Origin of the sequence: Polaromonas naphthalenivorans CJ2 (assembly GCF_000015505.1) — a bacterium.
In the GTDB taxonomy this organism is placed as follows: domain Bacteria; phylum Pseudomonadota; class Gammaproteobacteria; order Burkholderiales; family Burkholderiaceae_C; genus Polaromonas; species Polaromonas naphthalenivorans.
In genome coordinates, this window is sequence record NC_008781.1 from 599,761 (window position 1) to 623,529 (window position 23,769).

At 64.7% G+C, this 23,769-nt stretch carries 22 protein-coding genes; 6 read left to right on the plus strand and 16 right to left on the minus strand.

The genetic code is table 11. The annotated features are described in order from the left end of the window. Nucleotides 1–100: 100 nt before the first annotated feature. The 9 genes from PNAP_RS02815 to PNAP_RS02855 form a co-directional block, all read right to left on the minus strand. Nucleotides 101–1,375: an efflux RND transporter periplasmic adaptor subunit gene (locus PNAP_RS02815; protein WP_011799987.1), complete on the minus strand. Its 1,275-nt coding sequence runs from the start codon at nucleotides 1,373–1,375 to the stop codon at nucleotides 101–103. Nucleotides 1,376–1,399: 24 nt separating this feature from the next. After that, nucleotides 1,400–4,597 (minus strand): efflux RND transporter permease subunit, encoded by a 3,198-nt coding sequence (locus PNAP_RS02820; protein ID WP_011799988.1) that lies wholly within the window; start codon nucleotides 4,595–4,597, stop codon nucleotides 1,400–1,402. 229 nt (nucleotides 4,598–4,826) lie between these two features. Continuing rightward, on the minus strand, nucleotides 4,827–5,303 hold the full coding sequence (locus PNAP_RS02825; RefSeq protein ID WP_011799989.1) for a c-type cytochrome: 477 nt from the start codon (nucleotides 5,301–5,303) through the stop codon (nucleotides 4,827–4,829). An 86-nt stretch (nucleotides 5,304–5,389) separates the two neighbouring features. After that, complete coding sequence (locus PNAP_RS02830) at nucleotides 5,390–6,394, minus strand: SMP-30/gluconolactonase/LRE family protein (RefSeq protein ID WP_011799990.1); 1,005 nt, start codon at nucleotides 6,392–6,394, stop codon at nucleotides 5,390–5,392. Between the two features lie 28 nt (nucleotides 6,395–6,422). Next, complete coding sequence (locus tag PNAP_RS02835; protein ID WP_011799991.1) at nucleotides 6,423–7,031, minus strand: peroxiredoxin; 609 nt, start codon at nucleotides 7,029–7,031, stop codon at nucleotides 6,423–6,425. A 31-nt stretch (nucleotides 7,032–7,062) separates the two neighbouring features. After that, the gene (locus tag PNAP_RS02840; RefSeq protein ID WP_011799992.1) at nucleotides 7,063–7,746 is read right to left on the minus strand and encodes a c-type cytochrome; all 684 of its coding nucleotides are present in this window, start codon (nucleotides 7,744–7,746) and stop codon (nucleotides 7,063–7,065) included. A gap of 15 nt (nucleotides 7,747–7,761) precedes the next feature. Beyond that, entirely contained in the window at nucleotides 7,762–8,142 is a 381-nt protein-coding gene (locus PNAP_RS02845) for a hypothetical protein (protein ID WP_041376483.1), read from the minus strand. A gap of 63 nt (nucleotides 8,143–8,205) precedes the next feature. Next, on the minus strand, nucleotides 8,206–9,657 hold the full coding sequence (locus PNAP_RS02850) for a DUF1501 domain-containing protein (protein ID WP_011799994.1): 1,452 nt from the start codon (nucleotides 9,655–9,657) through the stop codon (nucleotides 8,206–8,208). Nucleotides 9,658–9,694: 37 nt separating this feature from the next. Then, nucleotides 9,695–12,013 carry a DUF1549 and DUF1553 domain-containing protein gene (locus PNAP_RS02855; RefSeq protein WP_232290743.1) on the minus strand — a complete coding sequence of 773 codons (2,319 nt, stop codon included), beginning with the start codon at nucleotides 12,011–12,013 and terminating at the stop codon, nucleotides 9,695–9,697. Nucleotides 12,014–12,493: 480 nt separating this feature from the next. Between PNAP_RS02855 and PNAP_RS02860 the strand changes: the two genes are divergently transcribed. The 6 genes from PNAP_RS02860 to PNAP_RS02885 all read left to right on the plus strand — a co-directional run bounded on the left by PNAP_RS02860 (nucleotide 12,494) and on the right by PNAP_RS02885 (nucleotide 18,573). Then, entirely contained in the window at nucleotides 12,494–14,008 is a 1,515-nt protein-coding gene (locus tag PNAP_RS02860) for a DUF3138 family protein (protein ID WP_011799996.1), read from the plus strand. A 29-nt stretch (nucleotides 14,009–14,037) separates the two neighbouring features. Then, on the plus strand, nucleotides 14,038–15,126 hold the full coding sequence (locus PNAP_RS02865; RefSeq protein WP_011799997.1) for an ABC transporter substrate-binding protein: 1,089 nt from the start codon (nucleotides 14,038–14,040) through the stop codon (nucleotides 15,124–15,126). Between the two features lie 75 nt (nucleotides 15,127–15,201). Continuing rightward, nucleotides 15,202–16,065, plus strand: coding sequence for an ABC transporter permease (locus PNAP_RS02870; RefSeq protein WP_011799998.1), 864 nt, complete (start codon nucleotides 15,202–15,204; stop codon nucleotides 16,063–16,065). Nucleotides 16,066–16,082: 17 nt separating this feature from the next. Then, nucleotides 16,083–16,901 carry an ABC transporter permease gene (locus PNAP_RS02875; protein ID WP_011799999.1) on the plus strand — a complete coding sequence of 273 codons (819 nt, stop codon included), beginning with the start codon at nucleotides 16,083–16,085 and terminating at the stop codon, nucleotides 16,899–16,901. 59 nt (nucleotides 16,902–16,960) lie between these two features. After that, on the plus strand, nucleotides 16,961–17,758 hold the full coding sequence (locus PNAP_RS02880) for an ABC transporter ATP-binding protein (RefSeq protein ID WP_011800000.1): 798 nt from the start codon (nucleotides 16,961–16,963) through the stop codon (nucleotides 17,756–17,758). Between the two features lie 68 nt (nucleotides 17,759–17,826). Then, on the plus strand, nucleotides 17,827–18,573 hold the full coding sequence (locus PNAP_RS02885) for a hypothetical protein (RefSeq protein ID WP_011800001.1): 747 nt from the start codon (nucleotides 17,827–17,829) through the stop codon (nucleotides 18,571–18,573). Between the two features lie 170 nt (nucleotides 18,574–18,743). On the opposite strand, the gene PNAP_RS02890 is transcribed toward PNAP_RS02885, so the two are convergent. Genes PNAP_RS02890 through ccmC form a run of 7 tightly spaced genes read right to left on the minus strand, consistent with a single transcriptional unit; the run spans nucleotide 18,744 to nucleotide 23,746 of the window. Beyond that, nucleotides 18,744–19,412 (minus strand): tetratricopeptide repeat protein, encoded by a 669-nt coding sequence (locus PNAP_RS02890; RefSeq protein ID WP_011800002.1) that lies wholly within the window; start codon nucleotides 19,410–19,412, stop codon nucleotides 18,744–18,746. Further along, entirely contained in the window at nucleotides 19,409–19,810 is a 402-nt protein-coding gene (locus PNAP_RS02895) for a cytochrome c-type biogenesis protein (protein ID WP_011800003.1), read from the minus strand. Before PNAP_RS02895 ends, PNAP_RS02890 begins: the two co-directional genes overlap by 4 nt. Next, a complete protein-coding gene (locus tag PNAP_RS02900; protein ID WP_011800004.1) occupies nucleotides 19,803–20,330 on the minus strand; it encodes a DsbE family thiol:disulfide interchange protein in 528 nt (175 codons plus the stop codon). Before PNAP_RS02900 ends, PNAP_RS02895 begins: the two co-directional genes overlap by 8 nt. An 8-nt stretch (nucleotides 20,331–20,338) precedes the next feature. After that, nucleotides 20,339–22,336, minus strand: coding sequence for a heme lyase CcmF/NrfE family subunit (locus PNAP_RS02905; protein WP_011800005.1), 1,998 nt, complete (start codon nucleotides 22,334–22,336; stop codon nucleotides 20,339–20,341). Next, nucleotides 22,333–22,782, minus strand: coding sequence for a cytochrome c maturation protein CcmE (gene ccmE / locus PNAP_RS02910; RefSeq protein ID WP_011800006.1), 450 nt, complete (start codon nucleotides 22,780–22,782; stop codon nucleotides 22,333–22,335). The genes PNAP_RS02905 and ccmE overlap by 4 nt, the downstream gene beginning before the upstream one ends. Continuing rightward, entirely contained in the window at nucleotides 22,779–22,961 is a 183-nt protein-coding gene (gene ccmD / locus PNAP_RS02915) for a heme exporter protein CcmD (RefSeq protein WP_041376484.1), read from the minus strand. The genes ccmE and ccmD overlap by 4 nt, the downstream gene beginning before the upstream one ends. Further along, a complete protein-coding gene (gene ccmC, locus PNAP_RS02920; protein WP_011800007.1) occupies nucleotides 22,958–23,746 on the minus strand; it encodes a heme ABC transporter permease CcmC in 789 nt (262 codons plus the stop codon). The genes ccmD and ccmC overlap by 4 nt, the downstream gene beginning before the upstream one ends. Between the last annotated feature and the right edge of the window lie 23 nt (nucleotides 23,747–23,769).

Genomic DNA, 23,769 nt, shown 5'->3' on the forward strand with positions numbered 1-23,769 from the left:
CAAGACAGACGCAGGCGCCAGCGGCCTTGACAGTGCTGGCGCCCGCGTTGCCCTCTCCCCACTTCCCCTACTTCTCCTCCTACTTCCATTTGCTGGTGTCTCATGCCTTGCCACCCTTGGCGTCCTTGTCACCGTCAGCCTTGGCCTCGGCAGGGCGCGAGGCGCCGCCTGCCGGTTTCGGCACCGGCTTGTCCTCGGGCGCTTTCCGGACCAGCACGCGCTCGCCCTCTTCAATCGTGTCGGGCGGGTTCAGGATGATGGCGTCCTTGGGCGAAATGCCCGCAATCACCTCCACCGAGCGCCCCAGATCCCGGCCCAGCTTGACCTGGCGCAGGCTGACCTTGCCGTCCTCGCCCACCACGGCTACCTGCGCGCCGTCCTGGCGAAACTGCAGGGTGCTGGGCGAGAGCAGCAGGGTCATGGCCGCGCCGCTCAGCGGCAGAGCCACCTCAACATACGCGCCGGGCAGAAAGTCTCCCCTCTGGTTGTCCATGCTGACCTCGACCTGAACCGAGCGCGTGGCCACGTCCACCCCGCCCGAGACCCGGGTGATCTGTCCCTTGCCCGGCGCGTTCGGGCGCTCCAGCAGCTTGATGCTGACTTCCTTGCCCACCGCCACATCGGCCGCATAGACCTGCGGAATCGCCACCGTCAGGCGCAGGGCGTCGGACTGCGCCAGGTAGAACAGCTCGCGGGTAGTCGTGGCGCTGCCGGCGGCCACCAGCGCGCCTACCTCGACATTGCGCTTGATCACCACCCCGTCAAACGGCGCGGTAATGCGGCCGAAGTCGTGCATCTGCCGCAGGCGCCGCACATTGGCCTGCGAGGCGGCCAGATCGGCCAGCGCCTGCTGCTGGGCAGCGCGCCGCTCATCGAGTTCCTGCTGCGACACCGCGTCGCGCTGGCGCAGGCCTTCCCAGCGCGCCAGGGACGACTGGGCCAGGGCCAGCCGGGCCTTGATCTGCTCCTGCGTGGCCTGCGCCTGGGCCAGATCCTGGTCCACCTCGGGCGTGTCGATCAGGGCCAGCAGATCGCCCTTTTTCACTTTGTCGCCGATGTCCTTGCTCCAGGAACGGACATAGCCGTTGGTGCGGGCGTAGAGCGCCGCTTCGTTGCGCCCGCGCAGCGTGGCCGGCAGGGCCACCGTGCGCAGGCCTTGGGCCGCCCTAGCCTGGGTGGTCAGCACCGACCTGATGGCGCTGCGCCCGGTGCGCTCCTCGACGGATTTGGCGTGGGCCGCGTTGACATAGGCGCGCGCACCGGCGCCACCCAGCAGCAACGCCAGCACACCGAGCCCAATCCAGCGCGCCCGGCGCAGCGGGCGGCCCGCCTCGGGGTGGATGGGCTCATGATTCAGGGAAGGGAAAGAACGCATAAAGGGGCAACTCGGTTTGAAGAATCAGGCCGGTACCGGCTCGACAGGGGCAGCGCCGGGCAGACGCACGCGGGCGGACAGGCGGCGATGCACGCCGGCAAAGACCAGCGGCACCAGCACCAGCGTTGAAAGGGTGGCAAACAGCAGGCCGCCGATCACGGCGCGGCCCAGCGGGGCGTTCTGCTCACCGCCTTCGCCCAGGCCGATGGCCATGGGCACCATGCCGATGACCATGGCCAGCGCCGTCATCAGCACCGGGCGCAACCGGGTCGATCCGGCTTCCAGCGCGGCGGTGAGCGCGGGAACGCCCTCGGCCAGGCGCTGGCGGGCAAACGACACCACCAGGATGCTGTTGGCCGTGGCCACGCCGACGGTCATGATGGCGCCGGTCAGGGCGGGCACCGACAGCGGCGTGCCGGTCAGGTAAAGCATCCAGGCGATGCCGGCCAGCGCGGCGGGCAGGCCGGAGACGATGATCAGCGCGTCCAGCCAGGACTGGAAATTGACCACCAGCAGCAAATACACCAGCACGATGGCCAGCGCCAGGCCCCAGATCAGCGAGGAAAACGCCGTGCGCAGCGTCTCGATCTGGCCGCGCACGGTGATTTCGGAGCCGCGCGGCAGCTTTTCCCGCGCCTTGACAATCAGCTTTTCGATGTCGGCATAGGTGCTGGCCAGATCCCGGCCATCGACGCTGGCGTAGAGGTCGATGACCGGCGCGATGTTGTAGTGCGACACATTGGCCTGCTGGCTGGCCGATTTGACCGACACCACATTGCCCAGCAGCTGCGGCTCGCGCGGCTGGCCGTTGCTGCCCGGTGCATTGACCGGGATGCCGAGCATGGCGCCCAGGCTGTCGATGTCGTACTGCGGCACCTGCACCGCGACGTTATAGACGCTGCCGTTGGCCGGGTTCATCCAGTAGGTGGGCGAAGTCTGAAAACTCGAACTCAGCGAAACCATCACGTTCTGCGCCACGTCGCGTGCCACCAGGCCGGTCTGCGCCAGGCGCGAGCGGTCCATGTCCAACTGCAGCGCCCGGCGGTTGAAGCGCTGGTACAGCAGCGTATCGACCGCGCCGGGCACCTGGCGGATCTGGTTCAGCAGCGTGGCGGCCACGGCCAGGTTTTCAGCCGTCTTGGCGCCCTGGATCTGGATGTCGATGGGTGCGCTCAGGCCGAAGTTCAGCGTCTGGCTGACCATGTCGGCGCTCTGGAAATAGAACTCATTGCCCGGAAAATCGCGCGCCAGCGTCTCGCGCAGCGCGCGGATATGGCCCTGCGTGGGCTGGTGGTCCGGCGTCAGGGCCACCATGATTTCCACGTCGCTGCTGTCGATGGTGCCGTTGTTGTTATAGACCATGTTGTAGGGCGTGTACGGGCCGCCGACGATATCGACGATGCTGGCCACTTCGGCGGCGCCCACCACCTCGCGGATGCGCCGTTCAACTTTGTCCACGAAAGGCGGCATCTCGTCCAGGCTGATGCCGGCCGGAGCGCGCACATGCAGGCGGATCTGGCCGGCGTCCACCGTGGGGAAAAAATCCCGGCCCAGCGCCGTGTACAGGCCGCTCGAAAGCAGCGCAAAAGCCATAAAACCGCTGCCAAACAGCGCCTTGCGCTGCAGCAGGGCCGCCAGTACCACGCTGTAGCCATGGCGAAAACGCTCGAACCAGGCGTCAAAGGCCAGATGGATGCGCCGGAAACGGCCGGGCTGGTGATGCCCTTCGCCGGCATGGCGCGACTGATGACGCATCAGGTACATCACCAGCGTCGGCACCAGCGTGCGCGACAAAATATAGGAAGCAGCCATCGCAAACACCACGGCCTGGGCCAGTGGCATGAACAGCTTGCCAGCCACGCCGGGCAGAAAAAACAGCGGTACAAAGGCGATGCAGATGCAGCCCGTGGCCACCAGCGCGGGCGTGGCGATTTCGGCTGCACCGTCAAGAATCGCCTGGTGCGGCGTCTTGCCCAGGTGCAGATGGCGCTCGACGTTCTCGATCTCCACCGTGGCGTCATCGACCAGAATGCCCACGGCCAGCGCCAGTCCGCCCAGCGTCATGATGTTGATGCTCTGGCCGATCAGGTGCAGCGTGATCAGCGAGCACAGGATGGACAGCGGGATCGAGATGGCGATGATGGCCGTGCTGCGCCAGTTGCCCAGAAACAGCAGCAAGAGCGCGGCGGTCAGCGCGCCCGCGATCAAGGCCTCATGCACCACGGACTTGATGGCGGCCGCGACGAACACCGACTGATCCGCCAGCGGTGTGACCGTGATGTCTTCGGGCAGCGCCAGCAGCGCCTTGGGCAGCTTGGCCTTGATGGTGTCGATGATGTCCAGCGTCGAGGCGCCGCCGTTTTTCAGCACCGTCATCAGCAGGCCGCGCTCGCCGCCCGAGCGCACGATGTTGGTCTGCGCCTGGGCGCCGTCGCGCACCTGCGCCACGTCGCGCACATAGACGGTGGCGCCGTTGACCGTCGTGATCGGGATGTCGCCCAGCTCGGCGATGCTGGCCGGCGAGCCATTGAGGGCAATGGCGATTTCCTGCCCGCCGATCTTGGCCGTGCCCGAGGGAAGCATCAGGTTTTGCACCTGCAGCGCGTTGACCACGTCGATGGCACTCAGGCCGCGCGCGGCCAGCGCCGGGCCGTTGATGTCGATGGAAATCTGGCGGAAGCGCCCGCCATAGGGCGCGGTCACCGCCGTGCCCGGAATCGTGATCAGCTTGGTGCGCAGCACGTTGAAGGCCTGCTCGTTCAACTCCTGCACGCTGCGCGCCGGGCTGCTGAAACCGAGCTGCAGGATGGGCAGATCGGTGGCGCTGTACTTGATGATGGTGGGCGGCTGCGCGCCGGCCGGCAGCGAGCGCAGCGAAGCCTGGGTGCTGGCCACCACCTGGGCAATGGCCGCCGCCTGATCCACCTGCGGCTGGAAGAACACCTTGATGACGCCCACGCCGCCCAGCGTCTGGGACTCGGTGTGCTCCATGTCGCTGACCGAGTTGGCCAGGTTGCGCTCAATCGGCGTGACGATGCGATTCGTCATCTCCTCGGCGCTCAGGCCGTTGTAGCTCACCAGGATGGCCACCACCGGGATGTTGATTTCCGGAAACACATCGACGGGCGTCTTGCGCAGCACGAAAGGCGTCGCCAGCAAGATGAGCAGCGCCGCCACGATGAAGGTATAGGGGCGCCGCAGGGCGACTTGAACAATCCACATGCGAAAAACAGTCCGGACAGGCCATCAGTCAAAAAGAGGGGCGGGCAGGGCGGGAAGCCTTGCCCGTTCGGCATTGCTTACCTGGCAGCGAAGCAATCACAGCGCATCCGTTTTAAGCAGCAAACGAATTTTTAGCGTCAAACATGCCTTTTACGCATGCCCGGTATGCACAAGCAGCTATAAGTTAAGTAGCAAAAACCATCACGCGTCGCGTGATGGGCGCGTCGCCTCAATCCTTCTTGCGGAAGTCATCGTGGCAGGACTTGCAGGTGCCCTGCACTTTGGCCAGCTGGGCCTTCACCACCGTCAGGTCGCCCAGCAGCGCCACGCGGGCCAGTTCGCTGGCTTCCTTGCTGAAGTGGCCGGCGATCTCGCCCGCCTTCGGGTCGGTGAACAGCTCTGGCTTGACGTTGGTTTCCCTCCAGCCCTTGCCAGTTTCCGTACCGGGCGCGTAGAGCGCGCCCAGGCCGGAATTGGCAATCGCGGCAATCGTGTTGGCGGCCTTGATCACGTCCTCCTTGTTGTACTGGCCGTCCACATTGGCCTTGATGCGGCCGGCGTTCCAGGCCAGAACCTGATAAGCCGACTGGCGCCACTTGATCAGCTGCTCGGGCTTGGGCGCCTGCTGGGCCATGGCCGTGGCCGTCGCGGCCAGGGCGCCTATCGACAGCACGGCTGATGCGATGAGTTTGAGAGGTTTGTTCATCTGTTTTCCTTCATTTTTTCTTCAGGGGTTGGAGATGCCTGGCGTCAACGCCAGACAGGCGGGGATGGGTTTTGAGTCTGGGCGGCTTACTTGGCGCGCCCGGCATAACCGGCAGTCAGCACCGGCAGGCGGTAGGCCGCACCGCGCCCCACCGCGTACAGGGTCTTTTTGCGCTCGCCGGCAAAGGCCAGGTTCTGCGGCTTTTTCGGCAGGGCGATACTGCCCAGCGCCTCGCCCTGGCTGCTGAACACCTCGATGCCCTTGTTGCTGGCCACATAGACGCGGCCCGCCTCGTCCACGGCCAGGCCGTCGGCGCCGCTGGAGTTGCCGGTGTCGGTCTTTTGCCAGCCTTCCAATTTGGCGAAGTTGCGGCGCGGCCCGAGGGCGCCGTCGGGCGCGATGTCATAGGCCAGCAAGTGCTCGCCTAGGGTGTTGGCCACATACAGTACTTTTTCGTCCGGGCTGAGCTGGATGCCGTTGGGGCGCTCGATGTCAGCCGCCAGGCGCTTGAGTTCCCCCTTGGCCGAGATGCGGTAAACCGCAGGCTTGGCTGGCGCGGTCGCCTGCACGGGCGGCGCCGGCTGACCCGCCACAGGCGGGTTCGCGCCGGAATCGGTGAAATAGACATTGCCCCGGCTGTCCACCACCAGGTCATTGGGACGGCCAAACGGCGCCCCCTCAAAGTTGTCGGCCAGCGTCCTGGCCTTGGTCGTCGGGAAGATGATGCCCACGCGGGCTTTCAGTACCTGCACCGCGTACAGGTCGCCGTTGGCGGTGAAGCCCAGCCCATTGGCGCCATTGCTGCCCTCGACGAAGGTCGAGGTCGCCCCATCGGGCGCGATGCGGGTCACGCGGTTGGCCGTGGTTTCGGTGAAGATCAGGCTGCCGTCTGGCAAGGCCACCGGCCCCTCGGTGCCATGGAAACCTTCCTTGATCAGCTCAATCGGCGTTCCCGCCGCCACCACGCCGGCAATGGCCGGCGTCACCGCCCCGGAGGGCGCGGGGCTTTGCGCCTGGGCGGCTGCCGAGGCAAAAACTCCGGCCACACTGGCGGCCAGCAGGGCGCGGCCAAGGATGTTTTTTGTTGTCATAGGTTTTCCTGGATTGGGTGCAACTGGCTCAGAGCCTGGAGCCAGCCGTCCCGGCCTTCGCCAGCCCCTGGACCACTTCCAGCGCCTTCTCGACATTGGCAACAGGCGTCAGACCGCCCACGGTCGCGGCAATCTTGCCGTCGGGCGTCACGATGAAGGTGGTGCGCTCCACTCGGGCATGATCGATGTCGGCGCCGCGCGTGTCCTTGCGGCCCGCAGGCGTGTCGCTCACGCTCAGGTCAAAAGCCTTTGAAACTTTACCCCCGGCATCCGAGGCCACGGCGACCTTGCCGGCGCAATACTCTGGGTCGGCCGAGAAGGTATTGAGCCGCCCGATGTTGTCGAGCGAGACGCCGATGATGGAAGTGCCCGCTGCCGCGAACTTTTCCGTGTTCACGGCAAAACTGCGGGCCTGAATGTTGCAGCCGCCGGTGTAGGCCGACGGGTAGAAATAGACCACCACCGGGCCTTTTTTCAGCGCATCCTTCAGCGAGTAATTGAACTCCTTGCCGGCCAGAGAGGCTTTCAGCTTGAAGTCCGGCGCCGCATCGCCTTCTTTCAGTGCTGCGGCGGCCGGCAGGGCCAGCAGGGTGGACATGAGCGCGGGCAGGGCCGCCTTGAAAATCCGGTGTTTCATGTTCGTTCTTTCAGTTCGTTCAAAAAGTGATTTAGATACCCGAGAGGTAATTCGCCAGGGATTCAATGTCGGCGTCGGTCAGCGCCTTGGTGGCCTGGCTCATGACGCCGCCATCGCTGTTGCGCCGCTCGCCCGAACGCCAGTCGCGCAGTTGCTGGTCGAGGTAGCGCCATTCCTGTCCGCCTACCACCGGCGCCAGCGGGCTGGCTGCCAGGCCCTTGCCTTTGACACCATGGCAGCTGCTGCAGGCCACGACGCCACGCGCAGGATCGCCGTTCTCGTACAGCGATTTCCCCAGCGCATGGCGCTCGCCGTCCTGCGCATTCATGGCCGGCTGGCTGCCGAAATAGGCTGCGATGTCGCGCATGTCCTCGTCGGACACGCTGCGGGCCATGATCTGCATCTGGTCGTGCTTGCGCGCGCCGGAACGGAAGTCCCGGATCTGCTTGAGGATGTAATCCGGGTGCTGACCCGCGAGCTTGGCGAACTTGCCTTCCGGCCCATTGGAATGGCCGGCGCCATGGCCGTCCACGCCATGACACTCCATGCAGCGCTCCGATTCGGCCTTCTCGCGGCCCAGTACCGGATCGCCCTTGACGGGCAGCGACCTGGCCGGCGCCGCATCAGCCGCCCGCGCCTTGCCGGCAGGAGTTGCCGCCATCACAGAGGGCAGCAGGCAGGCCGACACCAGCAGGCTGTAAAACAGGATTTTCACAAGCGGTCCTTGACTTCAGGACTTCTTGTAGAAGTTGTGGCAAGTCTTGCAGGCCCTGGAGATGTTTCCGGCCAGTTCCGCAGCGTGGTCGAACTGCTTGGAATCGACAGACTGGACAATTTCGCCGGCCCAGTCCTTGCTCTTCTTGGACAGGTCCACTGCGTCAGCCGCATCGCCCTTGGCCACGAAATGCGCCTCCACCTGCGTGAACATGCGGTGCAACTCGGCCGCCTCGGCCTTGCTGCTTTTTCCATCCTTCAGCGCAATGTTGGAAGCCAGGCTCAGGTTGGTGTCCTCGATGGTCTGCATCAGGTCTGTATCCAGCTCGATGTCTGCGGCGCGCCCGACCCCCGCCAGCAGCATCACCAGGCCCATCACGATCAGCATCTTGCGCATAAAGCAAAAATTCCTTCCAGCGGGGCGGGGCATTACGCCCCGCTTCCTCGGCTATGTAAACGATCAGGCCAGCAGGTCCTTGACCACCTTGCCGTACACCACCGTCGGGCGCTCGGAGCGGCCGTTGTTCAGGAAGGTGGTCTTGAGGTGGTCCAGGCCCATCAGGTGCAGGATGGTGGCGTGCAGGTCGTAGGTGTCCATTGCCTTGTCCTTGTCGGCCGTCTGCAGGCCGATCTCGTCGGTCTCGCCGTAGGTGAAGCCGGCTTTGAGGCCGCCACCGGCCATCCACTGGGTGTAGCCCCAGGGGTTGTGGTCGCGCCCGCTGCCGCTCTCGCCCCAGGAGGTGCGCCCGAACTCCGAGGCCCAGACCACCAGCGTGCTGTCGAGCAGGCCGCGCGACTTCAGGTCGGCCAGCAGGCCGGCGATTGGCTTGTCCACCATCTTCGAGAGCAGCCCGTGGTTTTGCTCCAGCTCGTCGTGGGCGTCCCAGTTGCGGCGCTCCGAATCCAGGCTCTGTGGGACGGCCGAGACCACCTGCACGAAGCGCACACCGTTTTCAACCAGGCGGCGCGCGCGCAGCAGCACCTCGCCGTAGCTCTGGCTGGTCTTGTCGTTCAGGCCGTACATCTCCTTGGTGGCGGCGCTTTCCTTGCTGATATCGACGGCGGCGGGCGCGGCGGCCTGCATGCGGTCGGCCAGCTCGTAGGACTGGATGCGGGCGCGCAACTCGCTGTCGGACGGGTAGCGCTCGGCACCCGCCGAGTTCAGGCGCTTGAGCAGGTCGAGTGACTTGCGCTGCTGCTGGGCCGTGCGCAGTTCGGGACGGTCCAGGTACAGGATCGGGGAATCGCCCGGACGGAAGGCCGTTCCCTGGTACACCGCCGGCAGAAAGCCCGAACTCCAGTTGACTGAGCCGGCCTGGGGCTCGCGGTCACCGTTGTACAGCACCACATAGGGCGGTAGATCCTTGTTGGCCGACCCCAGTGCATAAGTGATCCACGCCCCCAGGGACGGGCGCCCCGGGTTGAGGTCGCCGGTGTTGAGCTTGAGGATCGAGATGTCGTGCGTTGCGCCCACCGTCACGCTGGACTTGATGAAGGTCATGTGGTCAGCCTGCTTGGCCAGGTTCGGCAGCAGGTCCGAGAACCAGGCGCCGCTCTGGCCATGCTGCTTCCATTCGCGCTTGGACGCGTAGAGCTTGCCGACACCGCCTTGTGTGCTGGTCTTGATGCCCTTGAGGAAGGAGGCCGGAACCTCCTTGCCGGCCAGCTTGATCAGTTCGGGCTTGTAGTCATACAGGTCCAGCGTGCTCGGTGCGCCGTCCTGATGCAGCCAGATCACCGACTTGATCTTGCCCGGGAAATGCGGCCCCTTGAGTGCCAGCGGATCGACCAGATCGGCCGCATGGGCGGCAGAAAAGCTGCCCAGGCCCGGGATCACACCACTCATGGCGGCGGCGCCACCGAGGTACACCCCGGATTTGCGAAGAAAGTCGCGGCGGGAATCGTTGTTCATGGGAATCTCCTTGTCTGTTGTCAGTAATGGGGTGTGGTCAGAAACGGTAGGCGAACTCGTTGGAATTGGCGACGGTGTGAACCAGATCGACAAACGCTGCGGACTTCACCGGGTCAAATTTCGTGGTGTCCTTCAGGCCGGAGGGCACGGCCACCTCGAACTTGCCGTTGGCCGCCTTGTGCTGGACCACGATCTTTTGCTCGGCCAGGAAAGACTTGAGCGCGAGGCGCTCGGTCTGGTTGGGCTCGCGTGAGTACAGGATCTGGTAGAGCCGGTTGATCTGCGCCGTCTCGTCGCCGCCCGCCTCGTTGATCACGCGTCCGGCCAGGGCCTGTGACCAGTCGAACACCACCTCGCTGTTGAACAGCGTCAACGCCTGCAACGCCGTGGTCGTCACATCGCGCTTGTGGTGCGGCTGGTTCGGGTTGGCCGGGTCGAAGTTCTGCGTGATCGGGTAGCTGAAGCTGCGGCGCGTGAAGATGTAGAGGCTGCGGCGGTTCCAGTCTTCCTTGTCGGTCGAAACAGCCCAGACGCGGTTGCCCTGGAAATCCTCCGCCTTGCCCACCACGTCGCCGGTCTTGACCACCGGCGGGAACACGGAAGGGCCACCGACCTTGTCGCTCAGCAGGCCCGAGGCATACAGCAGCGAGTCGCGGATCACCTCGGCTTCCAGGCGCTTGCGCGGATAGAAGGCCAGCAGCTTGTTTTCCGGATCGGCCTTGACCACGTCCAGGCGCTCGTCGGACGACTGGCGATAGACGCTGGACAGCAGGATTTCGCGGTGCAGCTTCTTGACGCTCCAGCCGTTTTTCACGAAGTTGGTGGCCAGGTAGTCGAGCAGCTCGGGGTTCGTCGGCTTGGTTCCAGCGCGGCCGAAGTCCTGCACCGTGGAGATGATGCCCTTGTCGAAGTACTGCGCCCAGACGCGATTCGCATAAACGCGCGCCGTCAGCGGGTTGCTGTCGCTGCTCAGCCAGTTGGCCAGCGCCGTGCGCCTGCCCGATGAGCTTGCGGTCGGCGTGATCGCCACTTCACCCTTGCCGCCCCACAGCGCGGGAATGGCCGGCTGCACGGCTTCGAGCGGGCGCTCGTGGATGCCGCCGAAGCGCACATGGGTGGGCGGCACTTCTTTGGTCAGTTCCAGCGCGGCGGTGAACTGGCTCGACCCCTTGGCCGGCTTGATCTTGTCGAACTGCTTGAGTTCTTCCCGCAGGGCCTTGTAGGTCTTCCACTTCTCTGCGTTGTCGGGGTTGTAGTAAACAACGCTCGGTTTCGTGCCACTGTCTTCCAGATAGCTTGCGATTTCATTGTCGGTCGCCACAGCCTGCTTGCGCCAGTTGACCCAGCGGTCCAGCGGCGTCCACTGCGCCTCGGGCTTGAAGATCGCCTCGCGGCTGTCGGTCAGGTAACGCTCGTTGTAGTACTTGCGTCCGGCCTCGCGCACGGTGTCGAGAATGGCCTTTTGCTTGGCGCGTATGTCCTTGGTAGCCTCCTGGTAAGCCGCCTGCTGCTGCTCGTAGGCCTTGTCCCATTCGGTTTCAGTGCCCTTGGCCAGCGGCGTCTGCTCATTGAAAGCCGTGTTGGCCAGGAAGGCCTGCAATTGAAAATATTCCTTCTGGCTGACCTTGTCGGACTTGTGGTTGTGGCAGCGCGCGCAACCGACGGTGGCGGCCAGGAAGGTCTCGCCCACCAAGTCGGTCATGTCGGTCTCGATCTGGTACTTGCGCTGCACCAGGTCGCGCGAGTTGCGGTTGTCGGGGTAGCCGGCCAGGAAGCCGGTGGCAATCCTGGCGTCCTGGCTTTCTGGCCAGAGTTCGTCGCCGGCCACCTGCTCCTGAATGAAGCGGCTGAATGGCCGGTCCTGGTTGAAGGCCTTGATCACATAGTCGCGGTAGCGCCAGTTGTTCGGACGGGTGTTGTCGTTCTGAAAACCCGTGCTGTCGGCGTAGCGCGCCAGATCGAGCCAGCGCCGCGCCTGCCGCTCGCCATAGTGCGGCGAGGCCAGCAGGCGGTCAGCCAGCTTTTCATAGGCCGTGGGCGACTTGTCGGCCACGAAGGTTTTGACCTCCTCGGGCGTTGGCAAGAGTCCCCAGGCGTCCAGCGTGGCGCGCCGGATGAAGGTGGCCCGGTCAGCCTCCTTCGAGGGCTTGAGGCCCTTGGCTTCGAGCTGGGACAGCACGAAAGCGTCGATGGGCGTGCGCACCCAGGCCTTTTGCCTGACCTCGGGCGCCTGCGGCGCCTGCACCGGCTGGTAGGCCGACCAGGCCTTGGGCGCCGCTCCTTGCGCGGACCTGGCCGCGTCAACGACCGCCTGGGTCTGCGCCAGCACTGCAGGCCCAGCCAGAACGCCGAGCATGACTGACAGATATATCGCCTTGTTCTTCATTACCGTGTACCCCAAAAAACATAAATCGATTTATGCATTTACTTACTCCATTTGCGAGCGCAAGCCCATGCCTTTTTCAAATGCCACCACTCGTCCGCGACACACACAAAAGAGCGTGCAGACAGATGAAAAATGGCAAATCCGAAGAAGCAATATGCAACCATCGTGCCAGCCAACAATCACTCTTGAAATAAACAAAAATTACACGTAACTCATTGTTTTAAATGAATATTTTTTTATTTCATTTGAATATTCAATATTCAACTAAAACAATATCAAGCATCAATGGCGAGGCCTGCCTGAATATCAACAGGCCAATAGCTTGAATCTCAACAGTGCCGTTAAATAATCAGCACAAATAGGTAAAAACCCATCAAAAAAGCATGGCATAAATCCTGCTAAACCTTGCCGGTAAATCATTTTCCAGCCACCAAACAAGGGTTATTCAAGGTGCCATCTTTTAAAACAACAGCGCTGGCCACGGCCGTGCTGCTCGCTTTGTCGAGTGGTGCGGTGCAGGCGCAGGCGCAGCCAGCCAACGAAATCCAGTCCCTGAAGGGCACCGTCGAGGATCTTCGCAAGCAGTTGGAGGAACTGCGCGGATTGATACAGCAACGGGGCGCTGTCGCGCCAGCGCCGGGTGGCGCCACCGCCGCCAGCGCAGGGGAAAGCCAGGAGTCCGTTGATGCCCGGACGGCGGCGACCAAGGCCGACATCCAGGGCATGCGCACCGACCTGGAGAACTACAAGTACGACCAGTCGCGCCTGCAGGAGCGCAACATCCCCAGCGTGACGCGCAACACCAAGATCGGCGGCTCGGTCACGGTCCGCTACGACATCCAGAATCCGGAGGCGCCGCCGTCGAGCGCCTCCAGCGGCTTCGGTCCGACCGACCCGCGCCACAGGGGTTTCAACGCCTCGGCCTTCGGCCTGAACTTTGCCGGCAACCTCTACCGCGACTACGCTGAAGGCCGCAACCTCACCTACCGCCTGGCCCTGACCAGCCAGAACACCGCCAGCAGTTCATCGACCAGCGTCAACCTGACCGATGCCTATCTGCGCTACAGCTTCCAGCCGGCATCGGGCAATGCGGAAGATCCGCTGGGCACCATCACCCTGGGCCAGCAAACCGTGCCCTTCGGGCAGGACGCACAGGCGCAGGATCCTGAAGTCAAGGCCGTCATTGGCAACGCAGGCTTCGTCTCCGGCCTGGGCCTGAACACGCGCCAGACGGGCCTGGTCCTTTCCGGCGATTACGACCCCTATGTCGATTTCACCAACAACTACCGCGCGCCCTTGCTGGCCTACTCGCTGGGTTTCTTCAATGGCAATGGCGCCAACAAGGCCGACAACAACAACTACATCGACACCGTCGGCCGCCTGGTCTATACGCTGCCGGTGGACTACAGCAGCTGGCTGCGTCAGTTGCAGATTGGCGGCTCCTACTACCGCGGATACACGTCGCTCGGCACGGCCAGCACCACGGCCACCACCGCCGCCACCAGCAAAGGCCATAACAATCGTTACGGCATGGACGTCAACTGGACCCATTTACCCTATTCGGTTGCCTACGAGCGGGCCTATGGCAAACAGGAGCTGCTGGCTGCCACAGCCGCGAACCCCGACCGCTACCAGCGCGGCATGGGCCAGTACATCAACTTCGGCTACACCTGGGGCGAGCAGTTCCTCGCCAGCTCCAGGCAGCAGGGCAAGTTTGACGACTACTGGCCGAAGTCCTTCCAGACCTTCATCCGGTTTGACGAGTGGGATCCCAACCGCAGCGGCTCTGTCGTCAATGACAAGCAATTCGTCACCACGCTGGGCCTGAATGTGTTTTTTGCTGAAACCACCAAGTTCCAGATCAACTACCTGCACATCCGCAACCAGCTCGGCGGCGCTGCGCCGACGGCGGCCCGGCCGGCTTCGGTCAACGCCATCCAGGCCCTGCTGAACGCCACGTTCTAACCCCCCCACATCGACTCCGGAGTACCCCCATGAAACGTCGCTTATTCAATTCAACCCTGCTTGCCGGGCTGGGCGCCCCCGCCCTCATCGGCCTGGGCGGCCAGGCCCGCGCGGCCGGCAAACCCACCACCATCCGCATCGGTTTCCCCGGTGCCGGTACCGGCGGTCGTCCTTTGCCCACCTCGGGCTTTCCCGCCAATTCGGTCTTCCGCGGCGAGATCGAACAGGAATTCGCAGCAGAGGGCATCAAGATCGAGTGGAAATATTTTGTCGGCGCCGGCCCGGCCCTCAATGAGTCCTATGCCAACGGCCTGCTGGACTTCTGCTTCGGCCACGGCGACCTGCCGCTGATCGTCGGCCGCTCGACCGGCCTGAAGCACAAGATCCTGCTGTCATCGGGCCGGGGCGGTGACGTGTACGTGGTGACACCGGCATCGTCTCCTGCCAAGTCGGTCGCTGACCTCAAGGGCAAGACGCTGTCGGTGCAAAAAGGCACGGCAGGCCAGCTGACGCTGTACCGCGTGCTGGCCAAGTACGGCTTCAACGATCCGGAAAAAGAGTTCCGCATCATCAGCCAGATCCGCGACGACCGCGTGGCCTCTCTGGCCACGGGCGACATTGCCGGCGCCATCGAATCCCCGTTCGGCCTGGAGGCGCGCGGCGTGGCCAAGCGCGTGGCCGAAATCTTCGACGATCCGGCCATCAACGCGCCCGGCTCGGTCTGGGTAGGCGAGGCCTTTGAGCAGCAGTACCCGGACATCGTGCAGCGCATCGTGACCCGCCTGGTGAAGGTGGCGCACTGGAGCACCCAGGAAGCCAACCGCGAGACGCAGTACCAGCTGTGGACACGCTCGGGTACGAGCACCTACATCGACAACAAAAACAGCTGGGACCGCGTCAAGGATCTGCGCACGCGCATCAACCCGCTGCTGGACGACTACTACCTGGCGGCCATCAACAAGTCCATCGAGGAAACCAAGAAGTACAAGCTGACCCGCAGGCCGGTCAGCCTGGACGGCTGGTTAGAGCCCAAGTACCTCAACAACGCCCTGCGCGAGCTGAAGCTGGAGAACTACTGGCCCACGCAGGACGCGGCGGGCAAGTTCATCGCGGCCTGAAGAGCCAAGCCCCGAAGCGAATCGGCCATCGGCGCCCAGCCGGTGGCCATCTGACAACCCACTGGAGTCAGTGCCATGAGCGCATCCACCGCCGATATCAACGTCTTTCCTGTTTCCTTTGCGCGAGCCGAATCGGCCCGCTGGCATCGGCATGCGCTGGGTGCCGCCAAGGCCGGCCTGAAGGCAGCGCACACGCTGCTGCTCGGCCTGATCCTGCCCGCCTTGCTGTTTGCGCTGTGGTGGATCGCCACCGAGCACCACTGGGTGGCCGAGCAGATATTGCCGCCACCGGCTTTCGTCTGGGACTCGCTCAAAGATGTGCTGGCATCGGGCGAGTTGCTGGGCCATGTCGGGTTCAGCGCCGCGCGCGTTGCCTGGAGCCTGCTGATCGGCGGCTCGGTGGGATTGCTGCTGGGCTTTGGCATGGGCCTGTCGCGCACTTTCAAGGCTTACGTTTTTCCCACCTTCGATGTGCTGGCCCAGTTGCCGGTTCTGGGATGGATTCCGCTGCTGATCATCTTTGTCGGCATCGAGGAAGCCCTGAAAGTGACCGCCGTGTCCATCGCGGTGGTCGTTCCGGTGGCATTGAGCACGCTCAGCGGCATTGCCAACATTCCGCAGGCCCTGCTCGAAGTCGGGCGGGTTTACCAGTTCAGCGCTTTGCAGACCATCCGCCGCATCGTGCTGCCCGCCGCCGCGCCCAGCCTGTTCACCGGCCTGCGCCAGGGCGTGATGCAGGCCTGGATTTCCGTCATCTTTGTCGAGCTGCTCTCGTCCAGCGAAGGGCTGGGCTTTTTCATGGCCTACAGCCGCTCGCTCAGCCAGATCGACATGGTGATCGTGGCCATGCTGGCCATCGGCGTGGTTGGCATCGTCATCGAGCTGGGCCTGCGCCTGATTGAGTCGCGCCTGCAAGGCTGGCGCCGTTCGGCTTTTTGACTTGCCAAGCAAACACCATGTCCGATACCGCACCCCTTGTTTCCGCCGGCATCTCATCGGCCACATCAGACAGCAAAACCGCCTTCGATTGGCGTGGGCTGGTGTTGCCCATCGCCTTCGTGATCGTCTGGTACGCCGTCACCGCGCTTGAGCTGGTCAACACCAAACTGATCGTGCCGCCCGCCGGCGTCGCGGCCCAGGGCCTGAAAGAGCTGGCCAATGGCAGTTTTTACCTCGGCATCGGCCTGAGCCTGTGGCGCGACCTGTCCGGCTTCACGCTGGGCGCGCTGGCAGGCATCGCCGTGGGCGCGCTGATCGGCGTCTCGCACCTGGCCGACAAGGTCATTGGCCCGACGTTTCACACCGCGCGCCAGATCTCGCTGTTTGCCTGGCTGCCGCTGCTGTCGGCGCTGGTGGGCACGGGTGAGCTGTCCAAGATCATCTTCATCAGTTTTTCGGCTTTTTACCCGGTGGTGCTGGGCACGCTCGAAGGCGTGCGCGGCGTGAGCCGGGCGCATGCCGAAGTCGCCCGTGTCTATGGCTTCACCCCGGCGCAGGTGTTCTTCAGGCTGATCCTGCCGGCCGCCTCGCCGGAAATCCTGGCCGGGCTGCGCCTGGGCCTGATCTACGCCTGGCTGGCCACCATTGGCGCGGAGTACCTGCTGGTCAACGACGGACAGGGCATTGGCAACATCGTCTTCAAGGGCCGCATGGCCTTCAACGTGGAATTGATCCTCTTTGGCCTGCTGGCCATCGGCCTGGTCGGCAACGTATTCAACCGCATCGCGGCCGTGGCCGAGCGCCGCCTGCTGCGCTGGCGCGCCCCAGCGCGCTGAGCCGCCCTTCTTTTCATGCCCATGCTGTCACATTCACCTTTTTTGAAAGAAGCCCCGTCATGCCCCAAGCCGGCACCATCGAGATCAAGAACCTCAACAAGTATTACGAGGTCAAGGGCCAGCCGCTCAAGGTTTTGGAAAACATTTCCCTGTCCATCCGGCCCGGCGAATTCATCAGCATCGTCGGCTCCAGCGGCTGCGGCAAGTCCACGCTGCTGCGCCTGCTGATCGGACTGGAGAGCGGCTACGAAGGCCAGATACTGCTGGACGGAAAACCCATCACCGGCACCAGCCTGGAGCGAGGCATCGTGTTCCAGGAGCACCGGCTCTTCCCCTGGCTCACGGCCGAACAGAACGTCAGCCTGGGCCTGCTCAACGCGCCCGGCACGCAGGCGGCCAAGAACAAGAGCGTGCAGGAACACATCAATCTGGTGGGCCTGAAGGGCTTCGAGAAAGCCTACCCCTACCAGTTGTCCGGCGGCATGTCACAACGCGTGGCGATTGCCCGCGCGCTGGTCAATCGCCCGGAGGTGCTGCTGCTCGACGAGCCGTTCGGCGCCCTGGACGCCCTGACGCGCTCGCACCTGCAGCAGGAGCTGCAACGCATCTGGCAGGCTGAAGGCATCACCGCCATCCTGGTGACGCACGATGTCGAGGAGGCCGTCTTCCTGGGCGACCGCATCGTGGTGATGCAGCCGCGCCCCGGCCGCATCAAGCGCATCGTCGATGTGCCGCTGGCGCGCACGCGCGAGCGTGGCAGCTACGACTTCGCCGCCATCAAGGACGACGTTCTGGGCGAGTTCAGCCACGAGCCGCGCGCCCCAGACCCTGCCACGGCCCTGGCGCTCGCAGCCTGATGGATCCGCCCGCTTTTTCTCCCCCACCTTCAACCTCAACCCTTTCCTTCTTCTGAAGACAAGCGCCCATGACTCCTTCTTTCAAGACTTCCCCCTTCAAGGCATCCAAAGCGCGCACTGCCGCCTGGGTGTTCGCTGCCGTGGCAGCCGTCCCGCTGTTCGCACTGGCCCAATCGGCCAGTCCTCCTCCTCCGGCCCCGGTGTCAGCCGCTGAAGCGGCCAAACTCTTCAGCTTTTTCATCACCAGCCAAGGCGCCGGCAAGGGTGCCGACCTCGGTGGTCTGGCGGGAGCCGACGCCCATTGCCAGAAGCTGGCCAGCGCCGTTGGCGCGGGCAACAAGACCTGGCACGCCTACCTGAGCACCCAGGCCAGCGGCGGCCAGGCAGCCGTCAATGCACGCGACCGGATCGGCCATGGCCCCTGGTACAACACCCGTGGCGCGGTGGTGGCCAAGGATCTGGTCCATCTCCATGGCGACACCCTGGAGACGGCGCGCCTGGGCAACAACCTGAGCTGGGCCACGGCCTTTTCCGAAAAGAATGAGCCCGTCAAGCGCGCGGGCGACAAGCCCAACGAGCACGACATCCTGACCGGCTCGCAGCCCGACGGGCGCGCCTACACCGACGACGCGGACCACACCTGCAAAAACTACACCAGCAGCGCAGCCGATGGCTCCGCGCAATTGGGCCACTTTGACCGCACGGGCGGCGGCAACACGTCGTGGAATTCGACGCACCGCAGCCGGGGTTGCGGACAGGACAACCTGGTGAGCACCGGCGGCGCGGGCCTGCTTTACTGCTTTGCCGTGAATTGAGAGAAGGGGGAGCCTCGCAGGCCCGGCGACCGCAAGGCGCCGGGCCTTTTTTAGGGCTGCGGCGCACATTTTTTAAGTTATTTTGGCCTCTGGCGCACTATGGACGGGCGTTAGCAGCTATCAATAAAGGAGTGCTTCTCAAGCTGCATAGGACGCGCCCACGTCAGGATTTATCTGGCACGCCCCGCCAGCGACTCGGCCTTGGCGATGCTGTCGGCGATGGCCGCCGCCACGGGCGAGTCGGCAGGCGCATGCAGCAAAACCTGCCGCCACAAGGCCACCGCGCCGGCATAGTCCTGGCGCTCGAAGCGAACGCTGCCGGCCAGCGCCAGGGCCTGCACGTTCTGCGGCGCCAGGGTCAGGGCCTGCTCAATCAGTTGCTCCGGCTCGCCGCCGAGCCGCTGGTCGGCGCTCATGGCCAGGGTCACCGCATAGTCCAGCAAGGTATCGGCATCGTCCGGTGTCAGCTTGACCAGCTGCCGGTACGCCTGCACCGCCTCATTGAAGCGCTGTGCAGCCTCGCAGGCCCGTGCCAGCCGGCGCCAGGCGGCGGCATCGGCGGGACTGGTTTTCAGGTGTTGAACCAATTCGGCAATGGTTTCGGGCGTGCGCGCGGCTAGGAGGGAAGCGGGCGCGCCCACCGCCGCGTAAACCAACGCTGCGCCAGCCACCAGCGCCACGGCCAAGCCCACGGCAAGCCCGCGCTGCGGATTACCGGGTGGCGCTGCATGCACAGGATCGACGCCGGGCAGCACCGGCTGCGCGCGCAGCAAAGCCGGCAACACAAAGCCCAACGCGAGCAACAGCAGAAAAGCTGCAAGAAAGGCAAAGGTGGTCATGCTGCGTGCGTCTCCCCGGCCGAATCAAGGGCATCGCCCTGCGGCTGACGCTGGCGCACCTTGACGAAAAGCAGGCCCAGGCCGGCGAGCAGCATCGCCAGCGGGCCAAACCACAGCAGCCAGGTACTGGGCTTGACGGGCGGGCGGTAGAGCACGAAGTCGCCATAGCGCTGCACCATGTAGTCCAGCACTTCCTGATCCGATGCGCCTGCGGCCAGCTGCTCGCGCACCTGGTTTTTCAGGTCGATGGCGAGCTGGGCGTGCGAGTCGGCAATCGTCTGGTTCTGGCACACCAGGCAGCGCAGCTGCTCGCTCAGCCGCGTCACATGCTGTTCGAGCGTGGGCTCGGCCAGGGCCGGCGTGGCGGCCAGCATCAGGCACAGCAAGAGCCTACGCACGGTTCAGCTCCTTGATCAGCGGCAGCAGTTTTTTCTCGATGATCTCGGCGGTGACCGGCCCGGCGAGCTTGAGGCGAATCACGCCGCGCTTGTCGATCACAAAGGTTTCCGGCACGCCGTAAACCCCGTAGTCAATGCCGACTTTGCCATCGGTGTCCAGGATGGAGAGCCGGTAGGGGTTGCCATGCTTTTCCAGCCACTTGGCCCCGTCAGCGCGCGCATCCATGTAGTCCATCCCGACGATGCTCACCTGGTTTCGCCCGGCCAGTTCCAGCAGCAGCGGATGCTCCTGCCGGCACGCGGTACACCACGAGGCCCAGACGTTGAGCAGCCAGACCTGGCCCTGCATGTCTTGCGGGCCAAAGGTTTTATCGGGCAGCGCCAGCTGCGCCAGCGCGAAAGCCGGGGCGGGCTTGCCAATCAGGGGCGAGGGAATTTCCTGCGGATTCAGGCGCAGCCCGGCCCCGAGGAGGCAGACCAGGGAAAAAAACAGACCCAGGGGAAACAGAAAACGTCGCATAACAGACTCTAGGTGGCAGGTTGAACGGAAGGCGTGACGGCGGCATCGGCCAGCGGGCGTTTGGCGCTGCGTTTGCGGCCCCAGCCGTAGCGCCGGTCCGAGGCCGCCAGCGCCCCGCCCAGCGCCATGAACAGCGTCCCGCCCCATACCCAGTTCATGAACGGCTTGTGCTGCAGGCGAACCACCCAGGCGCCGTCTTGGGTAGCCTCGCCCAGTGACACGTAGAGGTCGCGCAGCCATCCCCGGTCAATGGCCGCGTCGGTCAGCGGCATCTGCTGCACGGTGTAGAAGCGTTTTTCGGGGTACAGGATGGCTACCGGGCCGGCGCCCCGCGTGACCTCGAAACGCGCACGCGCCGCGATGTAGTTTTTCCCTTCCACACGCTCCAGCCGGGCAAAGGTGAAGCGGTAGTCGCCCAGGGTGGCGCTGTCGCCCACGCGCATGCTGTGGTCGCTCGATGCGTCCAGTCCCCTGACCATGGTGACGCCGATCACGAACACGCCGATGCCCGCGTGGGCCAGCAGCATGCCCCAATAGCTGCGCGGCAGGCTGGCCAGACGCTGGCGCAGCGGCGCGCCCAGCGCGGCATGGCGCAGGCGCCCGGCCAGCTCAGCAGCGGTGCCGAGCAGAACCCAGGCCGCCAGCGCCAATCCCACTGCCACCATCACCGAGGTGTTGAGCGCCAGCGCCACCCCCAGGGCAAACAGCACCGCCCCCACGGCGATCCAGCGCAGCCGGCGCAACACCCCTTTGAAGGAGGCCTGCTTCCACGAAGCCAGCGGCCCCACCGCGATCAGCAGCAGGAAGGGCAGCATCAGGGGCACGAAGACGGCCTCGAAATACGGCGCGCCGACCGAAATCTTGCCCAGGCCCAGGGCGTCGAGCAGCAGCGGGTACAGCGTGCCAAGCAACACCGTGCCAGCCGTCACGACCAGCAACACGTTGTTGACCAGCAGCAGCGACTCGCGCGAGAACAGGGCAAAACGCCCTCCCAGGCCGACGCCGGGCGCGCGCCAGGCGTAGAGCGCCAGCGCGCCCCCCACCACGACGGCCAGGAAGACCAGGATGTAAATACCCCGGCGCGGGTCGCTGGCAAAGGCATGCACCGAACTCAGCACGCCCGAGCGGACCAGGAAGGTGCCGAGCAGCGACAAGGAAAACGCCAGAATCGCCAGCAGCACGGTCCAGTTCTTGAAGGTGTCGCGTTTTTCGGTTACCGCCAGGGAATGGATCAGCGCGGTGCCCACCAGCCAGGGCATGAAGGACGCGTTTTCCACCGCGTCCCAGAACCACCAGCCGCCCCAGCCCAGCACATAGTAGGCCCAGGCGCTGCCCAGCGCGATGCCCAGCGTGAGGAAAGCCCAGGCCAGCAGCGTCCACGGGCGCGACCAGCGCGCCCAGGCCGCGTCCAGGCGACCCTCCAGCAAGGCCGCAATGGCAAACGCAAAAGCCACCGAGAAGCCCACGTAGCCCATGTAGAGGATGGGCGGGTGCGCGATCATGCCCAGGTCCTGCAGCATCGGGTTCAGGTCACGCCCGTCCGCTGCGGCCGGCAGGGTGCGGTCAAAAGGGTTGGAGGTGAACAATAGAAAACACAGGAAACCGATGCTGATCAGCCCCATCACGCCCAGCACGCGCGCCACGGTTCCCGCCGGCAGGGAGCGGCTGAACACGGCCACGGCGGCGGTCCACAGGGCCAGCATCTGAATCCACAGCAGCACCGAGCCTTCATGCCCGCCCCAGACGGCGGCCACCCGGAAATGCAACGGCAGGCGCGAGTTCGAGTTGGCGGCCACGTAGCTCACCGAAAAATCGTTGACGGCGAAGACATACACCAGCGCCGCGAAACCCAGCGTGACGAACAGGCACTGGCCAAAAGCCGCGCTGCGCCCCAGCGCCATCCAGCGCGGCTCGCCCCGGTACGCGCCCAGCAGCGGCAGGCTGCCCTGCACACAAGCCAGGCACAGCGCCAGCACCAGCGAGAAGTTGCCCAGTTCGGCGATCATTTCAGCGCTCCCGCCAGGGCGGGCGCGCCGGCCTGCTTGAGCGCATAGGCGGCCTCGGGCGGCATGTAGTTTTCATCATGCTTGGCCAGCACCTCATCGGCCACGAACAACTGGTCCGCCGTGAGCTTGCCCTGGGCCACCACGCCCTTGCCTTCCTTGAACAGGTCCGGTAGCGAACCCCGGTAGTTCACGCGCAGGCGTTGCGCGGTGTCCGTCACCAGGAAGCTGACCGTGACGCCGTCGGCCTGGCGCTCGATGCTGCCCACCTCCACCATTCCGCCAACACGAAAACTGCGGTTGCGCGGAGCCTCGCCCGCCGCCACCTGACTCGGCGTGAAGAAGAACACCAAGTTTTTCTGAAACGCCGACAGCACCAGGGCTGCGCCCAGCCCCAGCGCAGCGAGACCGGCGACGATCAGGCCCAGCCGCTTGTGCCGGGCCTTCATGCGCCGCCTGCGCCCGGGTACTGTCGGGCATGGCGTAGTTCGCGCAGGAGTTCCCTGCGGCGCCAGCCCAGCGCCAGCCATTCCCCCGCCAGGCAGGCCAGGAACATCCCCACCGAGCCCCAGACATACAGTGCATAGCCGCCCATGGCCAGGAAGTCGCTTACATTGCGCCAGATCATGCGGACACCTCCGGCAGTTGCGCCACCCATCTGGCATGGCGCTCGCGCTCCAGTACGATGCAGCGCAGGCGCTTGAGAACTGTCGCCAGCGCATACACCCAGGCGCCCAGTGCGGCCAGCAGCAAGCCCGTCAGCATGCTGGACGCCATCAGGGGTGCACTGCTCAGGCTGATGGAAGCGCCCTGGTGCAGGGTGTTCCACCATTTCACCGAGAAGTAAATCACCGGCACGTTGACGACGCCGACCAGCGCCAGCAGGGCGCCCGCCCGGTCGCCGCGACGCGGGTCGTCGATGGCCGACTGCAGCGCCATGAAGCCGGCGTAGAGAAACAGCAGCAGCAGCTCGGATGTCAGCCGCGCATCCCAGACCCACCACGCGCCCCAGGTCGGGCGGCCCCACAGGGCGCCGGTCCACAGGGCGACAAAGGTGAACATCGCGCCCGTGGGGGCAATCGCACGCGCCATCATGAACGACAGGCGGCTGTTCAGCGCCAGGCCCATCGCGGCCCAAAAGGCCATGGCCACATACAGCACCATCGACAGCCAAGCGGCCGGCACATGGACAAAGATGATGCGGTAGGCATCGCCCTGCTGGTGGTCCGTGGGCGCCAGCAGAAAACCAACGGCCAGGCCCAGCGCCAGCAGGGCCACGGCTACGGCCTGCAGACCGGGAATGAGGCGCCCGGCCAGCGGGTAAAAAGCGGGGGCGCCAGCGTACTTCCACCAGCCCGGACGAGGGCTGGCAAAGAAACGCGCGGCAAAAGGGGCGTGTAAAACGGGTCGCAAGACAGAACTCCTTGATCAGATCG